General features: G+C 71.4%; 20 protein-coding genes and 1 riboswitch. Of the genes, 16 read left to right on the top strand and 4 right to left on the bottom strand.

Going from position 1 to position 22615, the window contains the following annotated elements; genetic code table 11:
* Positions 1-118: 118 nt before the first annotated feature.
* Positions 119-1498, bottom strand: a complete 1380-nt coding sequence (locus ABZ873_RS29800; RefSeq protein WP_360878420.1) for an aminotransferase class V-fold PLP-dependent enzyme — start codon at positions 1496-1498, stop codon at positions 119-121.
* Positions 1499-1781: 283 nt separating this feature from the next.
* Between ABZ873_RS29800 and coxB the strand changes: the two genes are divergently transcribed.
* From coxB to ABZ873_RS29780, 4 genes are all read left to right on the top strand, one after another.
* The gene (coxB, locus tag ABZ873_RS29795; protein ID WP_360878417.1) at positions 1782-2756 is read left to right on the top strand and encodes a cytochrome c oxidase subunit II; all 975 of its coding nucleotides are present in this window, start codon (positions 1782-1784) and stop codon (positions 2754-2756) included.
* Entirely contained in the window at positions 2753-4483 is a 1731-nt protein-coding gene (gene ctaD, locus ABZ873_RS29790; RefSeq protein WP_360878414.1) for a cytochrome c oxidase subunit I, read from the top strand. Before coxB ends, ctaD begins: the two co-directional genes overlap by 4 nt.
* A complete protein-coding gene (locus ABZ873_RS29785; RefSeq protein WP_350996519.1) occupies positions 4480-4878 on the top strand; it encodes a cytochrome c oxidase subunit 4 in 399 nt (132 codons plus the stop codon). Before ctaD ends, ABZ873_RS29785 begins: the two co-directional genes overlap by 4 nt.
* Positions 4879-5002: 124 nt before the next feature.
* Complete coding sequence (locus tag ABZ873_RS29780; RefSeq protein WP_360878410.1) at positions 5003-6247, top strand: Ig-like domain-containing protein; 1245 nt, start codon at positions 5003-5005, stop codon at positions 6245-6247.
* Between the two features lie 90 nt (positions 6248-6337).
* Here ABZ873_RS29780 and ABZ873_RS29775 read toward each other — a convergent pair whose 3' ends face one another.
* Positions 6338-6742, bottom strand: coding sequence for a hypothetical protein (locus ABZ873_RS29775; RefSeq protein ID WP_360878407.1), 405 nt, complete (start codon positions 6740-6742; stop codon positions 6338-6340).
* 199 nt (positions 6743-6941) lie between these two features.
* On the opposite strand from ABZ873_RS29775, the gene ABZ873_RS29770 reads away from it, so the two are divergent.
* The 6 genes from ABZ873_RS29770 (at position 6942) to ABZ873_RS29745 (ending at position 14224) form a co-directional block, all read left to right on the top strand.
* The gene (locus ABZ873_RS29770; protein WP_360878404.1) at positions 6942-7562 is read left to right on the top strand and encodes a heme-copper oxidase subunit III; all 621 of its coding nucleotides are present in this window, start codon (positions 6942-6944) and stop codon (positions 7560-7562) included.
* 76 nt (positions 7563-7638) lie between these two features.
* Positions 7639-8448 (top strand): c-type cytochrome, encoded by an 810-nt coding sequence (locus ABZ873_RS29765; protein ID WP_030036316.1) that lies wholly within the window; start codon positions 7639-7641, stop codon positions 8446-8448.
* Positions 8445-9503, top strand: coding sequence for a Rieske 2Fe-2S domain-containing protein (locus tag ABZ873_RS29760; protein WP_360878399.1), 1059 nt, complete (start codon positions 8445-8447; stop codon positions 9501-9503). The genes ABZ873_RS29765 and ABZ873_RS29760 overlap by 4 nt, the downstream gene beginning before the upstream one ends.
* Positions 9500-11131 carry a ubiquinol-cytochrome c reductase cytochrome b subunit gene (locus ABZ873_RS29755; protein WP_360878396.1) on the top strand — a complete coding sequence of 544 codons (1632 nt, stop codon included), beginning with the start codon at positions 9500-9502 and terminating at the stop codon, positions 11129-11131. Before ABZ873_RS29760 ends, ABZ873_RS29755 begins: the two co-directional genes overlap by 4 nt.
* Before the next feature lie 164 nt (positions 11132-11295).
* Positions 11296-12360, top strand: a complete 1065-nt coding sequence (gene trpD / locus ABZ873_RS29750; protein ID WP_360878393.1) for an anthranilate phosphoribosyltransferase — start codon at positions 11296-11298, stop codon at positions 12358-12360.
* 94 nt (positions 12361-12454) lie between these two features.
* Positions 12455-12571, top strand: a riboswitch (SAM riboswitch).
* A gap of 249 nt (positions 12572-12820) precedes the next feature.
* Positions 12821-14224 (top strand): aminotransferase class V-fold PLP-dependent enzyme, encoded by a 1404-nt coding sequence (locus ABZ873_RS29745; protein WP_360878390.1) that lies wholly within the window; start codon positions 12821-12823, stop codon positions 14222-14224.
* A 597-nt stretch (positions 14225-14821) separates the two neighbouring features.
* Here the strand turns inward: ABZ873_RS29745 and ABZ873_RS29740 are convergent.
* A complete protein-coding gene (locus ABZ873_RS29740; protein WP_031153079.1) occupies positions 14822-15103 on the bottom strand; it encodes an Lrp/AsnC ligand binding domain-containing protein in 282 nt (93 codons plus the stop codon).
* The gene (locus tag ABZ873_RS29735; RefSeq protein WP_360878387.1) at positions 15100-15822 is read right to left on the bottom strand and encodes a rhomboid family intramembrane serine protease; all 723 of its coding nucleotides are present in this window, start codon (positions 15820-15822) and stop codon (positions 15100-15102) included. Before ABZ873_RS29735 ends, ABZ873_RS29740 begins: the two co-directional genes overlap by 4 nt.
* 136 nt (positions 15823-15958) lie before the next feature.
* Here ABZ873_RS29735 and ABZ873_RS29730 point away from each other — a divergent pair, with 136 nt between their 5' ends.
* From ABZ873_RS29730 to ABZ873_RS29705, 6 genes are all read left to right on the top strand, one after another.
* Complete coding sequence (locus ABZ873_RS29730) at positions 15959-16198, top strand: hypothetical protein (protein ID WP_360878385.1); 240 nt, start codon at positions 15959-15961, stop codon at positions 16196-16198.
* Positions 16199-16241: 43 nt separating this feature from the next.
* A complete protein-coding gene (locus tag ABZ873_RS29725; RefSeq protein ID WP_360878423.1) occupies positions 16242-17606 on the top strand; it encodes an NYN domain-containing protein in 1365 nt (454 codons plus the stop codon).
* Positions 17607-17859: 253 nt separating this feature from the next.
* Positions 17860-18888, top strand: a complete 1029-nt coding sequence (locus tag ABZ873_RS29720; protein WP_360878382.1) for an NlpC/P60 family protein — start codon at positions 17860-17862, stop codon at positions 18886-18888.
* 228 nt (positions 18889-19116) lie between these two features.
* Entirely contained in the window at positions 19117-20181 is a 1065-nt protein-coding gene (locus ABZ873_RS29715; RefSeq protein ID WP_360878379.1) for an NlpC/P60 family protein, read from the top strand.
* 34 nt (positions 20182-20215) lie between these two features.
* Positions 20216-21352: a hypothetical protein gene (locus ABZ873_RS29710; protein ID WP_360878376.1), complete on the top strand. Its 1137-nt coding sequence runs from the start codon at positions 20216-20218 to the stop codon at positions 21350-21352.
* A 20-nt stretch (positions 21353-21372) separates the two neighbouring features.
* Positions 21373-22515 carry a glycosyltransferase family 4 protein gene (locus ABZ873_RS29705; RefSeq protein ID WP_360878373.1) on the top strand — a complete coding sequence of 381 codons (1143 nt, stop codon included), beginning with the start codon at positions 21373-21375 and terminating at the stop codon, positions 22513-22515.
* The last annotated feature ends 100 nt before the right edge of the window (positions 22516-22615 follow it).

Genomic DNA, 22615 nt, shown 5'->3' with positions numbered 1-22615 from the left:
CTCGCGGCCACGAAGGCCGCGTGGTCACAGACTAGTGATCACAGAATGTGGCTCGCCTCAAACGCCGGCGGGGCTGGATTGGCCCGGCGGAGCCGGGTTGGCGCAGCCAGGGGGCCGGTTACGCCTCGCGGCGGATCGTGTAGGCGGAGCCGGTCGGGTGGGGGGATTCGCCCAGGTAGGTGTGGCCTCGCATCGTGCACCAGGCCGGGATGTCCAGCCGGGCGACCTCGTCGTCCGAGAGGACCGTCACCGTGCCCCCCACCGGCACCGACCCGATCGCCCGCGCCAGCTCGATCACCGGCTGGGGGCAGCGCAGCCCCAGCGCGTCGATCTCCAGGCTGTCGGCGACAGGCTCCCGCGCCACCGGTTCCGCCGCGCCCAAGCGGTCCCGTACGCCCGCCACCACCCCCGGCAGCACCTCCAGGAAGGTGTTCACCTCCTCCGCCGTGGTCCCCGCCGGGAGCGACACCCGTACGTTGCCCTCCGACAGCACCCCCATCGCCCGCAGCACATGACTCGGCGTCAGCGTCGAGCTCGTGCACGAGGAGCCCGAGGAGACCGAGAAGCCCGCGCGGTCCAGCTCGTGCAGCAGCGCCTCCCCGTCCACGTACAGGCAGGAGAAGGTGACCACGTGCGGCAGCCGCCGGTCCGCCGCGCCGACCACCTCCACGTCCGGGACCAGCCGCACCACCCGTCGCCGGATCCGGTCCACCAGGACCCGCAGCCGCGCCGCCTCCGCCTCCGCCTCGGCCCGTACGGCCCGCAGCGAGGCCGCCGCCGCCACGATCGCCGGCAGGTTCCCGAAGCCGGGGGAGCGGCCCGACTCCCTTTCGTCCGCCGGGCCTTGGGGGGAGAACCGCACCCCCTTGCGGACCGCCAGCAGCCCGACCCCCGGCGGCCCGCCCCATTTGTGCGCGCTCGCCGCCAGCGCCGACCAGGCCCCTTCCACCGGCCCCCAGCCCAGCGACTGCGCCGCGTCCACCAGCAGCGGCACCCCGGCCGCCCCGCAGACCTCGGCCACCTCGGCCACCGGCTGCACCGTGCCCACCTCGTGGTTGGCCGACTGCAGGCAGGCCAGCGCCGTCCCCGCCGTCAGCGCCCGCGCGTACCCGTCGGGGGAGACGGCCCCCCAGCGGTCCACGGGAACCTCCGTCACGGTCCCGCCGCGCGCCCCGTGCGCCTCCGCCGCATGCAATACCGAACTGTGTTCGACGGCCGATACGACCAGGTGGCCCCCCACCCGCCGGCGCCCGGCCAGCACCCCCGCGACCCCCGTGTGAACCGCGTGCGTCCCCGAAGGAGTGAACACGAGCTCGTCGGGACGGCACCCCACCGCCTCCGCCGCGGCCTCCCGCGCCGCGTCCAGCAGCAGCCGGGCGCGCCTGCCCTCCCGGTACAGCCGGGCCGGATCGGCCCAGCCCTCGTCCAGGGAGGCATGCAGCGCCTGCCGGGCCACGGGGTGCAGGGGAGCGGCGGACGCGCTGTCGAAGTACGGCATCCGGCCACGCTAGCCCCCACCCGCGAGCGTCCGAGGTCAGGGGCCGTCAGATGGGCCCCGGAGCCCGCCGTTCGGGGCCGTCCCGGCCGTCCCCCGGACGGCGGATCCATCCCTTCGGGGGCAGTAGCGGCGCGTTGGGCACCCTCCCCGCGCGACCCCAAATAGCGTCCAGTAGGGTTTGGTCCGCATAAACATCCAAACCCCTGCCTGCGTCAGGGCCGGCGACCGACCCGAACACGGCCGCGGCCGGCCGCGCGGGCCGAGACTCTCGGGAAGGCGCTACGTGAGTCCCTACGGCTCCGACCGCTCGCCGCGGCGCCCGATGCGGCGGAAGCTGCTGCAGGCGCTGACTGCGGGCGTGGTCCTGGCGACCGCCACTGGTTGCTCGTATACATGGAAAGACTTCCCCCGCCTCGGAATGCCGACTCCGGTAACCGAGGAGGCGCCGCGCATCCTCTCCCTGTGGCAGGGATCCTGGGCGGCCGCGCTCGTCACGGGCATCCTCGTATGGGGCCTGATCCTGTGGAGCGTCATCTTCCACCGGCGCAGCCGGACGAAGATCGAGGTCCCCGCGCAGACCCGGTACAACATGCCCATCGAGGCGCTGTACACGGTGGTCCCGCTCATCATCGTCTCGGTGCTCTTCTACTTCACCGCGCGTGACGAGTCGAAGCTGCTCGCCCTCACCCCGAAGCCGCCGCACACGATCAACGTGATCGGCTTCCAGTGGAGCTGGGGCTTCAACTACATCGAGAACGTCGACGGCGACGCGGCGACCCCGAAGGCGAACACGGTCCCCAAGGAGCTCGGCTCCATCCCGGACCGCTTCACCAAGGACTTCCCGGCCGGTGCCGAGGGCGTCTACGAGAAGGGCGTCCCGAGCGACCGCAACCCGCAGACGGGCAACCCGGGCCCGACCCTGGTCCTCCCCAAGGGCGAGAAGGTCCGCTTCATCCTGTCGTCGAACGACGTCATCCACTCCTTCTGGGTGGTCCCCTTCCTGTTCAAGCAGGACGTCATCCCGGGCCACACCAACGTCTTCGAGGTCACCCCGTCCCAGGAGGGCACCTTCCTGGGCAAGTGCGCCGAGCTCTGCGGCGTCGACCACTCCCGGATGCTGTTCAACGTCAAGGTGGTCTCGCCCGAGAAGTACCAGGAGTACCTGAAGGACCTGGCGGAGAAGGGTCAGACCGGCTTCCTGCCGGCCGGCATCCAGCAGACCGACCCGGCCCGGAATGCGGAGACGAACAAACTGTGAGCATCCTCAACGAATCCCAGGGTGCCGCCGCAGCTGACTCGTACGAGAACGAGCTGCCGGTACGGCGCAAGCAGCCGGGCAACGTGGTCGTGAAGTGGCTCACCACCACCGACCACAAGACCATCGGCACGATGTACCTGGTCACGTCGTTCGTGTTCTTCCTCATCGGCGGCCTGCTCGCGCTCTTCATGCGCGCCGAGCTGGCGCGGCCGGGTACGCAGATCATGTCGAACGAGCAGTTCAACCAGGCGTTCACCATGCATGGCACGATCATGCTGCTGATGTTCGCCACCCCGCTCTTCGCGGGCTTCGCGAACTGGATCATGCCGCTCCAGATCGGCGCGCCCGACGTGGCGTTCCCGCGGCTGAACATGTTCGCGTACTGGCTGTACCTCTTCGGCTCCACCATCGCGGTGGCCGGCTTCGTGACGCCGAACGGCGCCGCCGACTTCGGCTGGTTCGCCTACTCCCCGCTCTCGGACGCCGTCCGTTCGCCGGGCATCGGCGCCGACATGTGGATCATGGGTCTGGCCTTCTCCGGCTTCGGCACGATCCTCGGTTCGGTCAACTTCATCACCACGATCATCTGCATGCGCGCTCCCGGCATGACGATGTTCCGCATGCCGATCTTCACCTGGAACGTGCTGCTGACCGGTGTCCTGGTCCTGCTCGCCTTCCCGGTGCTGGCCGCCGCGCTCTTCGCGCTGGAGGCCGACCGCAAGTTCGGTGCGCATGTGTTCGACGCGTCCAACGGCGGCGCCTTGCTGTGGCAACACCTCTTCTGGTTCTTCGGGCATCCAGAGGTGTACATCATCGCGCTACCGTTCTTCGGCATCGTCTCCGAGATCATCCCGGTCTTCAGCCGCAAGCCGATGTTCGGCTACATCGGCCTGATCGCCGCGACGATCGCCATCGCCGGCCTCTCGGTGACGGTGTGGGCGCACCACATGTACGTCACCGGCGGTGTGCTGCTGCCGTTCTTCTCCTTCATGACCTTCCTGATCGCGGTACCGACCGGTGTGAAGTTCTTCAACTGGATCGGCACCATGTGGAAGGGCTCGCTGTCCTTCGAGACCCCGATGCTCTGGACGATCGGCTTCCTGGTCACCTTCACCTTCGGTGGTCTGACCGGCGTCATCCTGGCCTCGCCCCCGATGGACTTCCACGTCTCGGACTCGTACTTCGTCGTCGCCCACTTCCACTACGTCGTCTTCGGCACCGTGGTGTTCGCGATGTTCGCCGGCTTCCACTTCTGGTGGCCGAAGTTCACGGGCAAGATGCTGGACGAGCGCCTGGGCAAGATCACCTTCTGGACGCTGTTCATCGGCTTCCACGGCACCTTCCTGGTCCAGCACTGGCTGGGCGCCGAGGGCATGCCGCGTCGTTACGCGGACTACCTCGCGGCCGACGGCTTCACCGCGCTGAACACCATCTCGACGATCAGCTCGTTCGTGCTCGGCCTCTCGATGCTGCCGTTCATGTACAACGTCTGGAAGACCGCCAAGTACGGCAAGAAGGTCGACGTGGACGACCCGTGGGGCTACGGCCGTTCGCTCGAATGGGCGACGTCCTGCCCGCCGCCGCGGCACAACTTCCTCACCCTGCCGCGCATCCGCAGCGAGTCGCCGGCGTTCGACCTGCACCACCCGGAGATCGCGGCCCTCGAACACCTTGAGGACCACTCCCCGGCGAAGGCCGTCACCGGTGGCAAGGAGGCCGGCAAGTGAAGATCCAGGGCAAGATGTTCCTCTGGCTCTCCTTCTTCATCCTGATCATGGCCATCGTGTATGGCGTGTGGTCGAAGGAGCCCGTCGGAACCACCGCGCTCTTCCTGGCCTTCGGCCTGAGCGTCATGATCGGCTACTACCTGGCCTTCACGGCCAAGCGCGTGGACGAGATGGCTCAGGACAACCTGGAGGCCGACGTCGCCGACGAGGCGGGCGAGCTGGGGTTCTTCTCCCCGCACAGCTGGCAGCCGCTCTCGCTGGGCATCGGCGGTGCGCTCGCCTTCATGGGCGTCATCTTCGGCTGGTGGCTCATGTACTTCTCGGCCCCGATCATCCTGATCGGCCTGTGGGGCTGGGTGTACGAGTACTACCGCGGTGAGAACGCGAACCAGTAAGCGGCATCCGCGCGGCCCGGCCGCGCACCACGTGGGGCCCGGACACCTCTTCGGAGGGGTCCGGGCCCCTCGTTTGCAGTCACCCCGCGCGCCGTATTTGTCATATCTTCATAGCGTTGGCTCCATGAAGCACACACCGCGTCTTTGGACGGTACTCAGCTGCTCCCTGCTGGTCGCGTCCCTCGGTGCCGGCGCCACCGCATGCGGGTCCGGCGACAACCCGCTGTCCGCCCGCCCGGTCGACGCGGGCGAACAGGTCGCCTTCAACCAGACCTCCGGCAGCCGGCCCGTCGACCCCAACCGGCCCCTCGAAGTCACCGCCAAGGCCAAGGGCAGCCGGATCACCGACGTCACGGCCGTCGACACCCACGGCCGCCGCCTGGCGGGCGAACTCAGCGCCAAGGGCGACCGGTGGCACAGCACCGTCCCCATGGCCGCAGGCGTCCGCTACACGGTCACCGTGAGCACCGAGGACGGACAGGGCACCCCGGGCCAGCGCACGATGTCCTTCGACACCACCCCGTCCAAGGGCGTCCTCAAGGTCGAGTTCGGCCCGGAGGAGGGCAAGTACGGCGTCGGCCAGCCCCTCACCGCCGAGCTCAACGAGCCCGTCAAGGACAAGGCCGCCCGCGCCGTCGTCGAGCGCGGCCTGGTCGTCGACGCCCCCGAGGGGGTGGAGGGCGCCTGGCACTGGGTGGACGACAAGCGGCTGCACTTCCGCCCGAAGGACTACTGGCCCGCCAACACCACCGTCTCCGTACGGAGCAACCTCGAAGGCATCCGGATCACCGACCAGCTCCACGGAGCCGCGTCCAAGCCGCTCAAGCTGGAGATCGGCGACCGCGTGGAGGTCACCACCGACGCCTCCTCGCACTGGCTGACCTTCAAGCGCAACGGCGAAGTGATCAATTCCATCCCGGTCACCACCGGCAAGCCCGGCTTCTCCACCCGCAACGGCATCAAGGTGGTGCTGGGCAAGCAGTACTACGTACAGATGCGCGGGGACACCGTCGGCATCGGCGGCAGCGAGTACTACAACCTGCCCGTCTACTACGCCACGCGCGTCACCTGGAGTGGTGAATACGTGCACGCCGCGCCCTGGTCCGTCGGCTCGCACGGCTACGCGAACGTCAGCCACGGCTGCACCGGCATGAGCACCGGCAACGCCGCCTGGTTCTACGAGAACATCCGCGAGGGCGACCTCGTCCAGGTCATCAACAGCATCGGCGACGACATGGACATCTTCGGCAACGGCTTCGGTGACTGGAACATGGACTGGAAGGACTGGCGCGAGGGCAGCGCCCTCCTCAAGGGCACCCAGGACGGCCGCAGCCACGTGGACCAGGCCCGCCTGCGGCCGACCGTCTGACAGCCGCCCGGTCCTCTCCCGGAGCCCGCCGGGGGAGGACCGTACGGCGACCGGCCCCGCCGCCGTCCGCGGCGCGGGGCCGCCGGTGCGTCAGGCGGCCGGCGAGGACAGCCGCGCGCGCAGCAGGCCCGCCAGGGCGTCCGCGAACTCCACCGGATCCACCGGAAGGGTCACCGCCGCGTCCGCGCGGCTCCAGGTGGCCAGCCAGGCGTCCTGGGGACGCCCCATCAGCAGCAGCACCGGGGGGCACCGGAAGATCTCGTCCTTGATCTGCCGGCACACGCCCATGCCGCCGGCCGGAACCGCCTCGCCGTCCAGCACGCACACGTCGATGCCGCCCGCGTCCAGCTCCGCCAGGACGGCCGGCAGGGTCGCACACTCCAGGAACTCCACCGGCGGCAGATCAGCGGCGGGACGGCGGCCCGCCGCCAGTCTCACCTGCTCCCGGGTGCCCGCGTCGTCGCTGTAGACCAGAACCCGCGCAGTCGCCCGCATTTCGATCCTCCACGTGTCCCATGAATCACGTTGATGTTGCGCGGGAGCCTACTCCTCCCGAGGCCCCGCCAGCATCGGTTCGGACACGTGCCCGAGGCCGCGCGGAGGGGTTGTCCGATGGGCCGTTCGGGCCTTGCACACACCCCTGACACTCCGAACGGCACCCCCCGGGGTGAGGGCGGGATAAGCGACCGACATAATGTCGGTCGTGGCGACAGCAACGACAGTAGATACCGGGCACGCGCACCCGACGGTCAATCGGCCGAACCTCGTCAGCGTCGGAACCATCATCTGGTTGAGTTCCGAGCTGATGTTCTTCGCGGCCCTCTTCGCGATGTACTTCACCCTGCGATCCGTGATGGGTGCCGAGTACTGGGCAGAGCAGGCTTCGGCCTTGAACCTGCCCTTCTCGGCGACGAACACGACGATCCTGGTGCTCTCCTCCCTCACCTGCCAGCTCGGCGTCTTCGCCGCCGAGCGCGGTGACGTGAAGAAGCTCCGGACGTGGTTCATCATCACGTTCGTCATGGGTGCGATCTTCATTGGCGGCCAGGTGTTCGAGTACACCGAGCTGGTCAAGCACGAGGGCATGAGCCTCTCGTCCGATCCGTACGGCTCGGTGTTCTACCTGACCACCGGCTTCCACGGTCTGCACGTGACGGGCGGTCTCATCGCCTTCCTGCTGGTCCTCGGCCGGACGTACGCGGCCAAGAGGTTCACCCACGAACAGGCCACGTCGGCCATCGTCGTGTCCTACTACTGGCACTTCGTCGACGTCGTCTGGATCGGCCTCTTCGCGACGATCTACCTGATCAAGTAGCGAACACGTCACCGGGCCCGACCCGGCACACCATCCAGACACACCGACGCAGAAGATCCTGACACCGGGGTAATCCGTGAAAAAGCTCTCCGCACGACGACGCCATCCGCTGGCGGCGGTCGTCGTTCTACTCCTCGCGCTGGCGGCCACTGGGGGGCTGTATGCCGCCTTCGCCCCCGCGGGCAAGGCGCAGGCCGATGAAACCGCCCAGTCCCTCGCCATCGAGGAGGGCAAGAAGCTCTACGCCGTGGGCTGCGCAAGCTGCCACGGAACCGGCGGTCAGGGTTCCTCTGACGGCCCGAGCCTGGTAGGCGTCGGCTCCGCGGCCGTCGACTTCCAGGTGAGCACGGGCCGCATGCCCGCCCAGCAGCCCGGCGCCCAGGTGCCGAAGAAGCCGGTCATCTACACCCAGGCGCAGATCGACCAGCTGGCCGCGTACATCGCCTCCCTCGGTGCCGGCCCGATCACGCCGACCGAGAAGCAGTACGACCCGGCGGACGCCGACATCGCCAACGGCGGTGAGCTGTTCCGCAACAACTGCGCGCAGTGCCACAACTTCACCGGTGAGGGCGGCGCGCTGACCAACGGCAAGTACGCCCCCAACCTTGAGGACGTTTCGCCGAAGCACATCTACGAGGCCATGCAGACCGGCCCGCAGAACATGCCGTCCTTCCCCGACAGCACGATGCCGGAGAAGCAGAAGAAGGACATCATCGCGTACCTCCAGAACGTGAACGGTGAGAAGTCGACCAACCCCGGTGGTCTCAAGCTCGGCGGCCTCGGCCCCGTGTCCGAGGGTCTGTTCGGCTGGATCTTCGCTCTGGGTGCGCTGATCGCTGTCGCCGTCTGGGTCGCGGCCCACACCGCTAAGGCCAAGAAGTCATGAGTAGCCAAGAGATTCCCGAAGAGAAGCACCTGCCGAGCGAGCAGGGCGACGCCCACCACGGTGGCGTAGCAGTCGCGGACGACCCGTTCGCCGACCCGGGCCTGCCGGTCCACAAGCCGCGCATCCAGGACATCGACGAGCGGGCCGCGAAGCGTTCCGAGCGCACCGTCGCGATGCTGTTCACGCTGTCGATGCTGGCCACGGTCGCCTTCATCGCCTCCTACGTGATCTTCCCGGTCGACAAGATCGTCTACATCTTCCCGGTCGGGAGGGTGAGCGCGCTCAACTTCGCCCTGGGCATCAGCCTGGGCGTGGCCCTCTTCTGCATCGGCGCCGGCGCGGTCCACTGGGCCCGCACCCTGATGTCCGACGTCGAGGTCGCCGACGACCGCCACGAGATCGCCGCCTCCCCGGAGGTCAAGGCGAAGGTCCTCCAGGACTTCGCCGACGGCGCGAACGAGTCCGGCATCGGCCGCCGTCCGCTGATCCGCAACACGATGCTGGGCGCGCTGGCCATGCTGCCGCTCTCCGCCGTGGTGATCATGCGCGACCTGGGCCCGCTGCCCGAGGAGAAGCTCCGCAAGACGCTCTGGGCGAAGGGCAAGATGCTCATCAACCAGAACACGATGGAGCCGCTGCGCCCCGAGGACGTCCTCGTCGGTTCGCTGACGTTCGCCATGCCCGAGGGCCTGGACGAGCACCAGCACGACTTCCAGGTGCAGATCGCCAAGGCCGCCCTGATGATCGTCCGTATCCAGCCGGAGGACATCAAGGACAAGCAGGAACTCGAGTGGTCCCACGACGGCATCGTCGCCTACTCGAAGATCTGCACCCACGTCGGCTGCCCGATCAGCCTGTACGAGCAGCAGACGCACCACGTGCTCTGCCCGTGCCACCAGTCCACCTTCGACCTCTCCGACGGCGCCCGTGTCATCTTCGGCCCGGCCGGTCACGCGCTTCCGCAGCTGCGGATCGGCGTGAATGACGAAGGCTTCCTCGAAGCGCTCGGCGACTTCGAAGAGCCCGTCGGTCCTGCATTCTGGGAGCGCGGATGAGCACTGCCACCGACCACAAGACGGCGCGCAAAGCGCCCGCCGGCGAGCGAGTAGCGGACTGGGCGGACGGCCGCCTGGGCATCTACAGCCTCGCCAAGGCGAACATGCGCAAGATCTTCCCGGACCACTGGTCCTTCATGCTGGGTGAGATCTGCCTCTACAGCTTCATCATCATCATCCTCACGGGTGTGTACCTGACGCTGTTCTTCCACCCGAGCATGAACGAGGTGGAGTACCACGGCAGTTACGTCCCGATGCAGGGCGTCATGATGTCCGAGGCGTTCGCCTCGACGCTCGACATCAGCTTCGACGTCCGCGGTGGCCTGCTGATCCGCCAGATCCACCACTGGGCGGCCCTGATCTTCGTCGCGGCGATGATCGTGCACATGATGCGCGTCTTCTTCACCGGCGCCTTCCGCAAGCCGCGCGAGGTCAACTGGATCTTCGGCTTCCTGCTGCTGGTCCTCGGCATGTTCACCGGCTTCACCGGTTACTCGCTGCCGGACGACCTGCTCTCCGGCACCGGTGTCCGCTTCATGCAGGGCGCCATCCTGTCCGTCCCGGTCGTCGGCACGTACCTGTCGATGTTCCTGTTCGGCGGGGAGTTCCCGGGCGGCGACTTCGTCGCGCGCTTCTACTCGGTGCACATCCTGCTGCTGCCCGGCATCATGATGGGCCTGCTCGTGGCCCACCTGATCCTGGTCTTCTACCACAAGCACACCCAGTACGCGGGCCCCGGCAAGACGAACAACAACGTCGTCGGCATGCCGCTGCTGCCGGTCTACATGGCCAAGGCCGGAGGCTTCTTCTTCCTGGTCTTCGGTGTCATCGCGGTGGTCGCGGCGATCGCCTCGATCAACCCGATCTGGGCGCTGGGCCCGTACCGCCCGGACCACGTGTCCACCGGTGCGCAGCCCGACTGGTACATGGGTATGCCGGAAGGCTTGATCCGTGCCATGCCCGGCTGGGAGATCAATCTGTGGGGCCACACGCTCGTCCTGGGCGTGTTCATCCCGCTGCTGCTCTTCCCGCTGGTCCTTGGCTCCATCGCCGTCTGGCCGTTCATCGAGTCCTGGGTCACCGGCGACAAGCGCGAGCACCACATCCTGGACCGCCCGCGCAACGTCCCGACCCGTACGGCCTTCGGTGTCGCCTGGATCGCGGAGTACATCGTGCTCCTCATCGGCGGCGGCAACGACATGTTCGCCCAGTACTTCCACCTGTCGATCAACTCGATCACGTGGTTCGTCCGGATCGGCTTCTTCGTCGTCCCGGTCCTCGCCTTCATCGTCACCAAGCGGATCTGCCTCGGCCTCCAGCGCCGGGACCGGGACAAGGTGCTGCACGGTCGCGAGACCGGCATCATCAAGCGCCTGCCGCACGGTGAGTTCATCGAGGTCCACGAGCCGCTGCCGCAGGGCCAGCTGCACACGCTCACCGCGCACGAGCAGTACAAGCCGGTCGAGATCGGCCCGACGGTCGACGAGAACGGTGTCGAGCGCAAGGTCAAGGCCGGCGAGAAGCTGCGCGCGAAGCTGAGCAAGGGCTTCTACGCCGAGGGCAACCAGATCGAGAAGCCCACGGTCGAGGAGTACAAGGAGATCCAGTCCGGCCACGGCCACCACTGATCCCCCGCACCACCGCATGAGGGACCGGCTCATCCCGGTCCTGGTGTCGCCACGGCGAGAGCCCCGTCCACTGTCCGGACGGGGCTCTTTGCCGTAACCGGGGCTGGATAGGCTGATCTCCTTCCCATTCGACGTGGAACCCCCATCAACAGCAGGAGCGGACCATGAACGTTGCGACCCCGGCAGGCGGCGACAGCGTGGCGGCCCGTGGTTGGCCGGCCGTCCTCGACGCCCTGCTCACCGGCCGGGACCTCAGCGCCGACGACACCGCCTGGGCCATGGACCGCGTCATGCGCGGGGAGGCCACCGACGCCCAGATCGCGGGCTTCGTGGTCGCGCTGCGGGCCAAGGGGGAGACCGTCGCGGAGATCAACGGCCTGGTCCGCGCCATGTACGCGCACGCCAACCTGATCGAGGTGCCCGGCCGGACCGTCGACATCGTCGGCACCGGCGGCGACGGCGCCAAGACCGTCAACATCTCCACCATGTCCGCGATCGTGGTCGCGGGCACCGGCGCCAAGGTGGTCAAGCACGGCAACCGGGCCGCGTCCTCCGCCAGCGGCTCCTCCGACGTCCTGGAGAAGCTGGGCGTCAACCTCGACCTCCCCATCGACCGGGTGGTCCGCGTCGCGGAGGAGGCGGGCATCACCTTCTGCTTCGCCGTGAAGTTCCACCCGGCCCTGCGGCATGTCGCGGGCGCCCGCCGGGAGCTGGGCATCCGCACCACCTTCAACGTCCTCGGCCCGCTGACCAACCCCGCCAAGGTGCGGTCCCAGGCCACCGGGGTCGCCGACCCGCGGATGGCGCCCATCGTGGCCGGGGTGCTCGCCGAGCGCGGCTCCTCCGCCCTGGTCTTCCGCGGCGACGACGGGCTCGACGAACTGACCACCACCGCCACCTCCCGGGTCTGGTGGGTGCGCGAGGGCGAGGTCTCCGAGCAGCGCTTCGACCCGCGCGACGTGGGCATCCCGCTCGTGGACGTCTCCGCCCTGGCCGGCGGGGACCCCTCCTTCAACGCCGACGTGGCCCGCCGGCTGCTGGCCGGTGAGACCGGCCCGGTCCGCGACGCCGTCCTGCTGAACTCGGCGGCGGCCCTGGTCGCCCTCGACCCCGGCCCCGGCACGCTGGAGGAGCAGATCGCCGCGGGCATCGCCCGCGCGGCCGAGTCCGTCGACTCCGGCTCCGCCCGCGCCGCCCTGGAACGCTGGGTGGCGGCCAGCAACGCCTGAATCACGCCCCGACGGTACGTTTCCCGCCAGACCCCGGTCCGCCATGTGGACCGGGGTCTGGCGCGCGGCCGATCATGTGGCAGGATGCAGCTCAGGTCACGAGTGACAGCGTTACGGCCCCGGCTTGCTGTCCGGCAACCCTCCTTCCGTGGCGGGGTGCCCCGGGTGATGACCAGGTCGTGGGCAGCAAGGCCCTCGGCAAGCGCGGATCCCTCGACACCAGGGGTCCTGGTCTCTCGAGGAGCGTTTTCCGTGAGCAAGCGAATGCGATAGGGCGACTGACGCCCCTTCTTCACCCCCTCGGAACCGGGACGCCCGCGCGTACCGCGCCGGCCCGCCCTGCCTGACCGGCTGGCCCCTCCGGCTCCGAGGATCCTCCCGTACCCCGGACGGCCGCGCCGCCGTACCCGCGTACGGGTCCACCGAAGCCATTCCGCCCTGCCTGCCGGGAGATTCCGCCATGTCCGCATCCCTGTCCGCCGCCACCGTCGACACCGCCGCCACCGACATCCTCGCCACCGACATCCCCGCCGCCTGTGCCGAGCCGCTGCCCGTCCTCGGCCGGGACGTCAGCGTCCCGCTCGTCACCGGCGGCGAGGTCACCTACGCGGCCCTCGACTACGCGGCCAGCGCCCCCGCCCTGCAGCGCGTCTGGGACGACGTGGCCGCGTACGCCCCCTACTACGGCAGCGTCCACCGCGGCGCGGGCTACCTCTCCCAGCTCTCCACCGACCTGTTCGAGCAGAGCCGCGTCACCGTCGCCGAGTTCCTGGACTGCCGCCCCGCCGACCAGGTCGTCTTCACCCGCTCCACCACCGACTCGCTGAACCTGCTCGCCGCGGTCCTGCCCGCCGGCTGCCAGGTCTTCGTCTTCGAGACCGAGCACCACGCCTCCCTGCTGCCCTGGGGGGACCACCGCGTCACCTACCTCGACGCCCCGCGCACCCCGGGCGAGGCCGTCGCCACCCTGGAGCGGGCCCTCGCGGACCGGGACCCCTACGGCCCGGCGCTGGTCTGCGTCACGGGCGCGTCCAACGTCACCGGCGAGCTGTGGCCGGTGAAGGAGCTCACCGCCGCCGCGCACGCCCACGGCGCCCGGATCGTCCTCGACGCCGCGCAGCTCGCGCCGCACCACCCGGTCTCCGTACGGGAGCTCGACGTGGACTGGGTCGCCTTCTCCGGGCACAAGCTGTACGCGCCCTTCGGCTCGGGCGTGCTCGCCGGGCGGGCCGACTGGCTCCAGGAGGCCGAGCCGTACCTCGCGGGCGGCGGTGCCTCCCGTACGGTGGCCCGCCGGGAGGACGGCGGGGTGGACGTCGAGTGGCACACCACGGCCGCGCGGCACGAGGCGGGCTCCCCGAACGTGATCGGCGTGTACTCCATCGCCTCCGCGTGCCGGGCCCTGACCGAGGCGGGCTTCGACAACCTGGTGGCGCGCGAGCGGCGGCTGGTGGACCGGGTCCGCGAGGGCCTGGCGGAGGTCCCGGCGGTGCGGGTGCTGTCCCTCTTCGGGGAGGACGCGCCGCGGGTCGGGGTGCTGTCCTTCGTGGTGGACGGCTGGAACAGCTCGCACTTCGCGGCGGCGCTCTCCGCGGAGTACGGGATCGGGGTGCGGGACGGGCTGTTCTGCGCGCACCCGCTGGTACGGACCCTGCTCGGCGGCGAGCCGCGGGAGACGGGCGAGTGCGGGGCGCCGGAGGCGGGGCCGGGGGAGCGGTCGCTGAACGCGATCCGGGTGAGCTTCGGGGCGGGGACGCCGGACGAGCACGTGGAGCGGTTCGTGCGGGCCGTGCGGGAGCTTGTCGCGGACGGGGCGAAGTGGCAGTACCGGGTGGAGGGGGGCCGGTGCGTGCCGGCCGTCTGACCGACGGGGCCCGCGGGTACGGGCGGTGCCCGCGCCCCCGGACCGCCTCGCGCGGGGCGGTGCGCTGCGGGCGGCTCGGAGGGATGGGGCGGTAACCCGGGTGCGGGGTGCCTTGCGGGGGGTGCGGTGCCTGGCCGGGCCGGGAGCCGCCTGTTCGGGGTGCGGTGCTGCGGGTGGCTCGCGGGGTGTGGGGTGCGGCCCCTCCGGAGTGTCTCCTCGGCTCGCGCCTGCGGCCCCGGTCGTCCTGTGCGGCCTGGGTTGCGCGCTCGTCCTGCGGGGACCCTCCTGCGTGTCCCCACCCCACGGCCAGGGCTCCGGCCGTACGGCACCGCCCTCTGCTCGTCGGGGGGAGCGGGGGCGTGCAGGGCCGTCCCCGCAGGACGAGCGCGCGACCACCCCGTACGGGACGACCCCCGCCGCACGCGCGAGCCGAGGAGACGGCCCGGAGGGCCCCCGCGCCCGACCCGTCCGTCACGGTCCCGGGGGACTGGAACTTGCTCCCGGGTGTGGGTCGGCCCGTTCGCAGTGGGCTGCTCCGGTCGCTGTGGAACCGGCTCGGGCGGGCTCGGGCCGGATCGGCGGGCCGCGCCGGAGGGGTTACGCGTCCAGGCCGATGGCGAAGGCTGCTTCCAGGTCGTGCTGGGAGTACGTGCGGAACGCCACGTGCGTGTCCGTGGCCTCCACGCCCGGGATCTTGCTGATGCGGCCCGGGATGATGTCCGCCAGGTTCTCGTGGCGGTTCACGCGGACCAGCGCGATCAGGTCGTACGTCCCCGTCACCGAGTAGACCTCGCTGACGTTTTCGAGGGCGGCGATGGACTCGGCGATCTCGGGGATGCGGTCCACGCTGGTCTTGATGAGCACGATCGCGGTGATCACGGCTGGCTGTCTCCCTCGGTGGCCGTCGCTGGTCGCCTCACTCTAGTCGTACCCCGATAGCGCGCCCACGCGGCGAGGAAGCCGACCGAGAAGCCAACGAGATGGGCCAGATAGGCCACCCCGGGCCCGCTCTCCGCCCGCTGCGCGGCCACCCCCTGGAGGGCGAACCAGAACAGCAGCACCAGCCATGCCGGGAAGCGCAGCGGGAGGAAGAACAGGAAGGGGAACAGGCTCGTCACCCGGGCTCTCGGGAGCAGGTAGAGGAAGGCGCCCAGGACGGCCGAGATCGCCCCCGACGCGCCCACCAGGGTCTGGGAGGACTCCGCGTTGGCCGCCGCGTACGCCGCCAGGGCCACGTAACCGGTGCAGACGTAGAAGACGAGGAACGCCGGCCGGCCCATCCGCTCCTCCGCCAGCGCGCCGAAGACGTAGAGGAAGAGCATGTTCCCGAGCAGGTGCAGCCAGTTGCCGTGGACGAAGAGCGCCGTGAGCGGGGTGAGCCAGGCCCGCGGGGTCGCCGTGAACAGTTCGTCGGGGACCACGCCCCAGCGCCGGAAGTACGCCGTGCCGGCGTCCAGCAGCTCGTCGCCCGTCCCGTAGACCGGATTCAGCCCCGAGGCCGGCCCGAGGACGAACACCACTGCGCAGCCCGCGATCAGCGCATGGGTGACCACCGGTCCCCGGGCGGCCTCGCGAACGGCCCGCCACCTTACGATCATGTGACAGAGCATGACGCAAGGGACCCCACCTGAAGCGGTGGCAGGCCGTAGGGTTACGAGCTGCGGTCCGGCGGACGACGCGTACGGGCGACCGGACCGGTTTAATTGAATCAGTTACGAAGGAGAGAGCGGCCTGATGACGGTTCCCCTGCCGACCGACACGACCCGGTGGCGCTGCACCCTGTGCGGCAACCTCACACGCTTCGACGTCACCCGTTCGTCGAAGGTCGTCGAGTACGTCCACCTGGACCTCGCCGGGGAGCCCAAGGTCGAGGAACGCGAGGTGGTCAATGAGACCATCGAGTCGGTCCGCTGCCGATGGTGCAACGCGGTGGACCGCATCGAGCTCGTGGACAGGCCGGGCGCGGACTCCTGACGGAGCCCCGCCCCAGACAGGACCATCACGGTAGGGGTGACGGATTGTGGAAGGCGCAAGCGGCGCTGAACCGGCCGACGCGGCCGGCGACGCCGCCGAGGCGCTCGACCGCCCGCTGCCGGAAGGCGTGCGGCGCCGGGTCGTCGCGCTGGTCTCGGACGCCTTCGGCGCGCTGACGGTCGCCGACCTGCCGGCCCCGCTGCGCCAGTACGCCCGCTTCACCCCGACCCGCCGGGCCAAGTTCGCCGGCAACGCCATGGCGGCGGCGGTCGAGACCGACCCCGTGTTCCGCAGCCGGGTCGCGGAGAAGCTGCGCGAGTCCCAGGCGGACCTGGCGGCGGCGCTGGAGTCCGGCGCCCCGCCGGCCGCCGCGGACCCGCTGGACGTGGCGGCCGCGGCCTTCGTGCTGCGTCCGGCGGGCTGGGTCAAGCTGGTGGCCGCCGCGGGCGAGGAGGCGCTGCGCGCCGACGCCGAGCGGGCCGACGAGGAGACCCGGCGCGAGCTGGACCGCCTGCGCGAGGAGCTGGCGCAGGTACGGGAGGCCCAGCGCAGCGGCGGTGAACAGGTGCGCGGGGAGCTGGACGCGGCGCGCAAGGAAGCCGAATCGCTTCAGCGAAGGCTGCGCAGCGCCCTCAGCGACGTCAAGCGCGGCGAGGCGGCCCTGCGCAAGCTGACGGCCGAGGTGGACGGGATCCGCGGGGACGCGGCGGCCCGGGTGGCGGCGGCGGAGAGCGAGAGCCGGCGGCTCAAGTCCCGTCTCGCGGAGGTGGAGACGGCGTTGGAGACCTCGCGCCGGGCCACCCGCGAGGGGCGCAGCATCGAGGACATGCGGCTGCGGCTGCTGCTGGACACCGTGCTGGACGCGGCCCAGGGGCTGCGCCGCGAGCTGGCGCTGCCGCCGGTCAACACCCGCCCGGCGGACACCGTGGAGGCGGTCGAGCCGGGCCGGATGACGCCGAAGGACATCGCGGCGCGCGCCCTGTCGGAGACCGATCCGGCGCTGCTGGACCAGCTGCTGGCGCTGCCGCAGGCCCATCTGGTGGTCGACGGCTACAACGTGACCAAGACCGGCTATCCGACGATGCCGCTGGAGAAGCAGCGGCTGCGGCTGCTCGGCGGGCTGTCGATGCTGGCCGCGCAGACGGGCGCCGAGATGACCTGCGTGTTCGACGGGGCGGAGCTGGCGGCGCCGGTGCTGCTCGCGCCGCCGCGCGGGGTGCGGGTGCTGTTCTCCAAGGCCGGGGTGACGGCGGACGAGCTGATCCGCCAGCTGGTGCGCGCCGAACCGCCGGGCCGCCCGGTGGTCGTGGTCTCCACCGACCGCGAGGTGGCCGACGGGGTGGCGAAGGCGGGCGCGCGGCCCGTCGCGTCCGCCTTGTTGCTCAAGCGGCTTTCGCGCGTTTCCTAACTCCTGTTCCCAATGCCCGAATTGGGTCGTCCTGTGGAGGACGTACCGTCAACTCGCCGGTACGGAGCGTGCTCCCTAGGTAAAGAACCTGGTCGGGCGGCGATTTTTTGCTCAGTGGGATTTGAACTGATCACAGCTCGGTCACTAAGGTCTGGTCAAACCTTCGTGCGGTTGATCACTCATTCGGGGTGGCGGCGAAGGTGCTGCCGAGCCTGTCTTCTTCGGCGGCTCCAGGAAGAAGGAGCTCGCCTTCGTGGCGTCCCACCGTCGACCCAAGCAGCCGACCCGCGCTCGTGTGACCGTGGTGACCGCCACCGCGGCGGCGGCCGTCGCCCTCCTCTCCCAGAACGCCTCCGCGGCGCCGGGCAAGCCGAGCAAGGACGAGGTCAAGTCCCAGGTCGACGCGCTCTACGAAGAGGCCGAGCAGGCCACCGAGAAGTCCAACGGCGCCAAGGAGCGCCAGGACAAGCTCGAAAAGGAGATCACGCAGATCCAGGACCAGGTGGCGCGCGGCCAGGGCGAGCTCAACGACCTGCGCAACACGCTCGGTTCGATGGCCAGCGCCCAGTACCGCAACGGCGGTATCGACCCGGCGCTCGCCCTGCTGCTCTCCGAGGACCCCGACAGCTACCTCGACAAGGCGTCCTCCCTGGAGCACCTGAGCGGCAAGCAGGTCGAGTCGGTCCAGCGGATCCAGGCCAAGCAGCGCACCCTCGCCCAGCAGCGGCAGGAGGCGGCCGGCAAGCTCGCCGACCTCGACGCCACCCGCAAGGAGCTGGCCGAGAAGAAGAAGGTCTCGACGGAGAAGCTCGCCGCGGCCCAGGCGCTGCTCAACTCTCTGACCGCGCAGGAGCGTTCCGCGCTCAAGGACGAGGAGTCCCGCGCCAGCCGCGCCGACGGCCAGCGTGTCGACCTCGGCAACGTCAAGGCGTCCGGCCGGGCCGGAGCCGCCCTCGAAGCCGCCAAGACCAAGCTGGGCTTCACCTACCAGTCCGGCGGCACCGGCCCCAGCGTCTTCGACTGCTCCGGGCTGGTCCAGTGGGCCTACAAGCAGGCGGGCGTGGGCATCAGCCGCGTCACCTACACCCAGGCCAACGACGGCACCCGCATCAGCCGCAGCCAGCTCCAGCCCGGTGACCTGGTCTTCTTCTACGGGGACCTGCACCACGTCGGCCTCTACGCCGGCAACAACATGACGCTGCACGCCTCGAACCCGCGCAGCGGCGTCAAGTACGAGTCCCTGGACAACATGCCGTTCCAGTTCGGCGTCCGCATCGGCTGACGCCCCGCGGGCCCGCCGTACGCCGCCCATCCGGGCGAATTCCGCCGCCCCGCTCTGACCGCACGCCCCGCCGGTGACCTGCGTCTCCGGCGGGGCGTCGGCGTCCGCGCCCGCCATCGGCCGTTGGTCGGTGCGTGGTCGCGCCGCTACTGTCTGCCAGCGCGGAACCCGGTACACGGCCGTCCACCGGGGCGGACCCGGGCCCGCGCCGCGGAAGGGCGGTCCCCCTTGGCGTCCCATCGTCGGCCCGGACCCGGCCTCGACCGGACCACGGTCACGGCCACCGTCCTCACCGCCGCGGCGGCCACGGCCGCCGCCGCCATGGCGGCGGCCCCGGCGGGTGCCTCCCCGGGCCTGCCGCACGAGCCGGGCGGGCAGTCCCGTACCGGGGTGAGCGCGCAGGTCGACCGGCTCTTCGAGGAGGCCGAGCAGGCCACCGAGCGCTTCAACGAGGCCGGGGAGCGGGCCGGGCGGCTGCGCACCGAGGTCAGCCGGGCCCAGGACGCGGTCGCGCAGGGCCAGGAGCGCATCAACGCCCTGCGCGGCGTCCTCGGCACCTTCGCGGGCGCCCAGTACCGCAGCGGCGGCATCGACCCCGCCGTCGGGCTGATGCTCGCCGAGGACCCCGACGCCTACCTGGAACAGGCCGCCGCCCTGGACCGGCTGACCGAACGCCAGGCCCACCAGCTCCACGAACTGCGCCAGGAGCAGCGCCGGCTCGGCCAGATCCGCTCCGAAGCCTCCCGCAAACTCGCCGAACTGGACGCCCTGCGCTCCGACGTGGCCCGCCACAAGCGCTCCGTCAACGCCAAACTCGCCGCCGCCCAGCGGCTGCTGAACGCGATGCCCTCCGCCGAGCGCGCCGACTTCGAGCGCTCCTCGCGCTCCTCGGGCCGCGCCGACTCCCTGCCGGACCCGGCCCTGTTCGCCGACTCCGGCGCCTCCTCGGGCCGCGCCGCGGCGGCCGTACGGGCGGCCCGCGCGGCGGTGGGCCGGCCGTACGTGTGGGGCTCCACCGGCCCCTCCGGCTTCGACTGCTCCGGGCTGATGGTCTGGTCCTACCGGCAGGCGGGGGTCTCCCTGCCGCGCACCTCGCAGGCCCAGCGCAACGCCGGGCGGCAGGTCCCGCTGTCGCAGGCCCGCCCGGGGGACCTGGTGACCTACCGCTCCGACGCCAGCCATGTCGGCATGTACGTCGGGAACGGGCAGGTGGTCCACGCCCCGTACCCGGGGGCCCGGGTGCGCTACGACCCGGTCGGGATGATGCCGGTCTCGGCGGTCACCCGGCCCTGACCCCGCCCGCCGGCCGGCTGCGTACGATCGGCGGATGCTCCCCGGCCGTACCCGCCCGCGCGTCCGCGCCTCCCTGCCCCGGCTCCTGCCGCTGCTCCTGCTGGGCGCGCTGCTCGCGGGCTGCGGGGCGCCGCCGCCGGACACCGCCGGGGCGGAGGTGCGCCGGGCCGTGGCCGACTGGTCGCGGACCCCGCCCGCGCCGCTCGCCGGGATCCCGCTGGAGGAGTGGTCGTACGCGGCCGGCTCCGTGCGGCGGGAGGGCGCGCGGGCCCTCGTACGGGCGCGGCTGCGCTACCGGCTGGCCGGCTACGACACCGCCCCCGAGGAGGCCGCCCGCGAGGTGGAGCTGCGCCGCGACGGCGGGAGCTGGCGGGTGACCGGCGACCGGCCCGCGCCCGGCGCCCTGCCGCGGCTGTGGGACCAGGGCCCGGTGGCGGTGGCCGAGGGGCGGCACTCCCTGGTCCTCGGCGGCGCCGGGCAGACCCCGGAGGCGCTGCGGGGGATCGCGGCCGAGGCCGACCGGGCGGTGCCCGCCGCCGGGGCCGCCTGGCCCGGCCCCTGGGCGGGCCGGGTGGTCGTCCTGGTCCCCGGCTCCCTCGACGCGATGGCAGGGCTGCTCGGCCACCCGGCCGACACCTACCGGGGGCTCGGGGCCGTCACCACCGGCCGGGTGGGCGCCGGACCGGCCCCCGCCGACCGGGTCGTGGTCAACCCCGAGGGGTACGCCGGGCTGGGCGCGGAGGGCCGCCGGATCGTCCTCACCCACGAGGTCACCCATGTGGCCACCCGCACCGCGACCACCGCCACCACCCCGCTGTGGCTCTCCGAGGGCTTCGCGGACTGGGCCGCCTACCGGGGCACCGCCGCCGAGCCCGCGCGGGCCGCCCCGGCGCTGGCCCGCGCGGTGCGCCGGGGCGAGCTGCCGGGCGCGCTGCCCCGTACGGAGGACTTCGCCTTCGGCGGGGACCCGGAGGCGTCGGCGCGCGCCTACGAGGGGGCGTGGCTGGCCTGCCGGCTGATCGCGGAGAAGTGGGGCGAGCGGGCGCTGACGGACCTGTACGCACGGGCCGGGCGCGAGCCGCTGGACAGCGCGCTGCGGAGCACCCTCGGGACGGACACCGAAGGGCTGACGCGGGAGTGGCGGGAGTCCCTGCGCGACGGCCTGCGCTGAACGGGTACTGTCGGCAGGCGATGCACAAGACCCTGATCGTGACCAACGACTTCCCGCCGCGCCCGGGCGGCATCCAGGCGTTCCTCCACAACATGGCACTGCGGCTGGACCCCGAGCGGGTCGTCGTCTACGCCTCCACGTGGAAGCACGGCGCGGAGGGCCGCGAGGCCACCGCCGCCTTCGACGCGGAGCAGCCCTTCCAGGTGGTCCGCGACCGTACGACGATGCTGCTGCCGACCCCGCGCGTGACGCGGCGGGCGGTGGAGCTGCTGCGCGCACACGGCTGCGAGTCCGTGTGGTTCGGCGCGGCGGCCCCGCTCGGGCTGATGGGCCCGGCGCTGCGGCGGGCGGGGGCGCGGCGGATTGTGGCGACCAGCCACGGGCACGAGGCGGGCTGGGCCCAACTGCCCGCCGCGCGGCAGCTGCTGCGGCGGATCGGGGAGGGCACGGACACCGTGACCTACCTCGGCGAGTACACGCGCTCGCGGATCGCCTCGGCGCTCACGGACCGGGCGGCGGCGCGGATGACGCAGCTCCCGCCGGGCGTGGACGAGAAGACCTTCCACCCGGGATCGGGCGGGGCGGAGATCCGGGCCCGGCTCGGGCTGACGGACCGGCCGGTGGTCGTGTGCGTCTCGCGGCTGGTGCGGCGCAAGGGGCAGGACACGCTGATCGAGGCCATGCCGCGGATCCTGGCGGCGGTCCCGGACGCGGTGCTGCTGATCGTGGGCGGCGGGCCGTACGAGGCGGACCTGCGCGAGCTGGCGCGGTCCACGGGCGTCGCGGACTCGGTGGTCTTCACGGGAGCCGTCCCGTGGGCGGAGCTGCCGGCGCACTACGGCGCGGGCGACGTCTTCGCCATGCCGTGCCGCACCCGGCGGGGCGGGCTCGACGTGGAGGGCCTGGGCATCGTCTACCTGGAGGCTTCGGCGACGGGCCTGCCGGTGGTCGCGGGCGACTCGGGCGGCGCGCCGGACGCGGTGCTCGACGGCGAGACGGGCTGGGTGGTCCGGGGCGGCTCCCCGGCCGACGCGGCGGACCGCATCACCACCCTCCTCCAGGACCCGGCCCTCCGCGCCCGCATGGGCGCCCGGGGCCGCGCCTGGGTGGAGGAGAAATGGCGCTGGGACCTCCTGGCGGACCGCCTCCGCGAGCTGCTGTAACAGGGCCGGTATTCGGCTACCGCCTGATCGGACAATCCCGGCTCCCTACGACATAGCGGCTCGGCCGGCCCCGCCCGCCGCGGCCCGGGCGGCAGGTGGG

Source organism: Streptomyces sp. NPDC047014 (genome assembly GCF_040644195.1).
Classification (GTDB): Bacteria; Actinomycetota; Actinomycetes; order Streptomycetales; family Streptomycetaceae; genus Streptomyces.
This window is presented reverse-complemented; position numbering and strand designations above follow the sequence as displayed.

Bases quoted from the DNA above. Each gene is read 5' to 3' on its own strand.
- ABZ873_RS29800 (WP_360878420.1), bottom strand. From the start codon at position 1,498: ATGCCGTACTTCGACAGCGCGTCCGCCGCTCCCCTGCACCCCGTGGCC.
- ABZ873_RS29780 (WP_360878410.1), top strand. From the start codon at position 5,003: ATGAAGCACACACCGCGTCTTTGGACGGTACTCAGCTGCTCCCTGCTG.
- ABZ873_RS29775 (WP_360878407.1), bottom strand. From the start codon at position 6,742: ATGCGGGCGACTGCGCGGGTTCTGGTCTACAGCGACGACGCGGGCACC.
- ABZ873_RS29770 (WP_360878404.1), top strand. From the start codon at position 6,942: ATGTCGGTCGTGGCGACAGCAACGACAGTAGATACCGGGCACGCGCAC.
- ABZ873_RS29760 (WP_360878399.1), top strand. From the start codon at position 8,445: ATGAGTAGCCAAGAGATTCCCGAAGAGAAGCACCTGCCGAGCGAGCAG.
- ABZ873_RS29755 (WP_360878396.1), top strand. From the start codon at position 9,500: ATGAGCACTGCCACCGACCACAAGACGGCGCGCAAAGCGCCCGCCGGC.
- trpD (WP_360878393.1), top strand. From the start codon at position 11,296: ATGAACGTTGCGACCCCGGCAGGCGGCGACAGCGTGGCGGCCCGTGGT.
- ABZ873_RS29745 (WP_360878390.1), top strand. From the start codon at position 12,821: ATGTCCGCATCCCTGTCCGCCGCCACCGTCGACACCGCCGCCACCGAC.
- ABZ873_RS29735 (WP_360878387.1), bottom strand. From the start codon at position 15,822: ATGATCGTAAGGTGGCGGGCCGTTCGCGAGGCCGCCCGGGGACCGGTG.
- ABZ873_RS29730 (WP_360878385.1), top strand. From the start codon at position 15,959: ATGACGGTTCCCCTGCCGACCGACACGACCCGGTGGCGCTGCACCCTG.
- ABZ873_RS29710 (WP_360878376.1), top strand. From the start codon at position 20,216: ATGCTCCCCGGCCGTACCCGCCCGCGCGTCCGCGCCTCCCTGCCCCGG.
- ABZ873_RS29705 (WP_360878373.1), top strand. From the start codon at position 21,373: ATGCACAAGACCCTGATCGTGACCAACGACTTCCCGCCGCGCCCGGGC.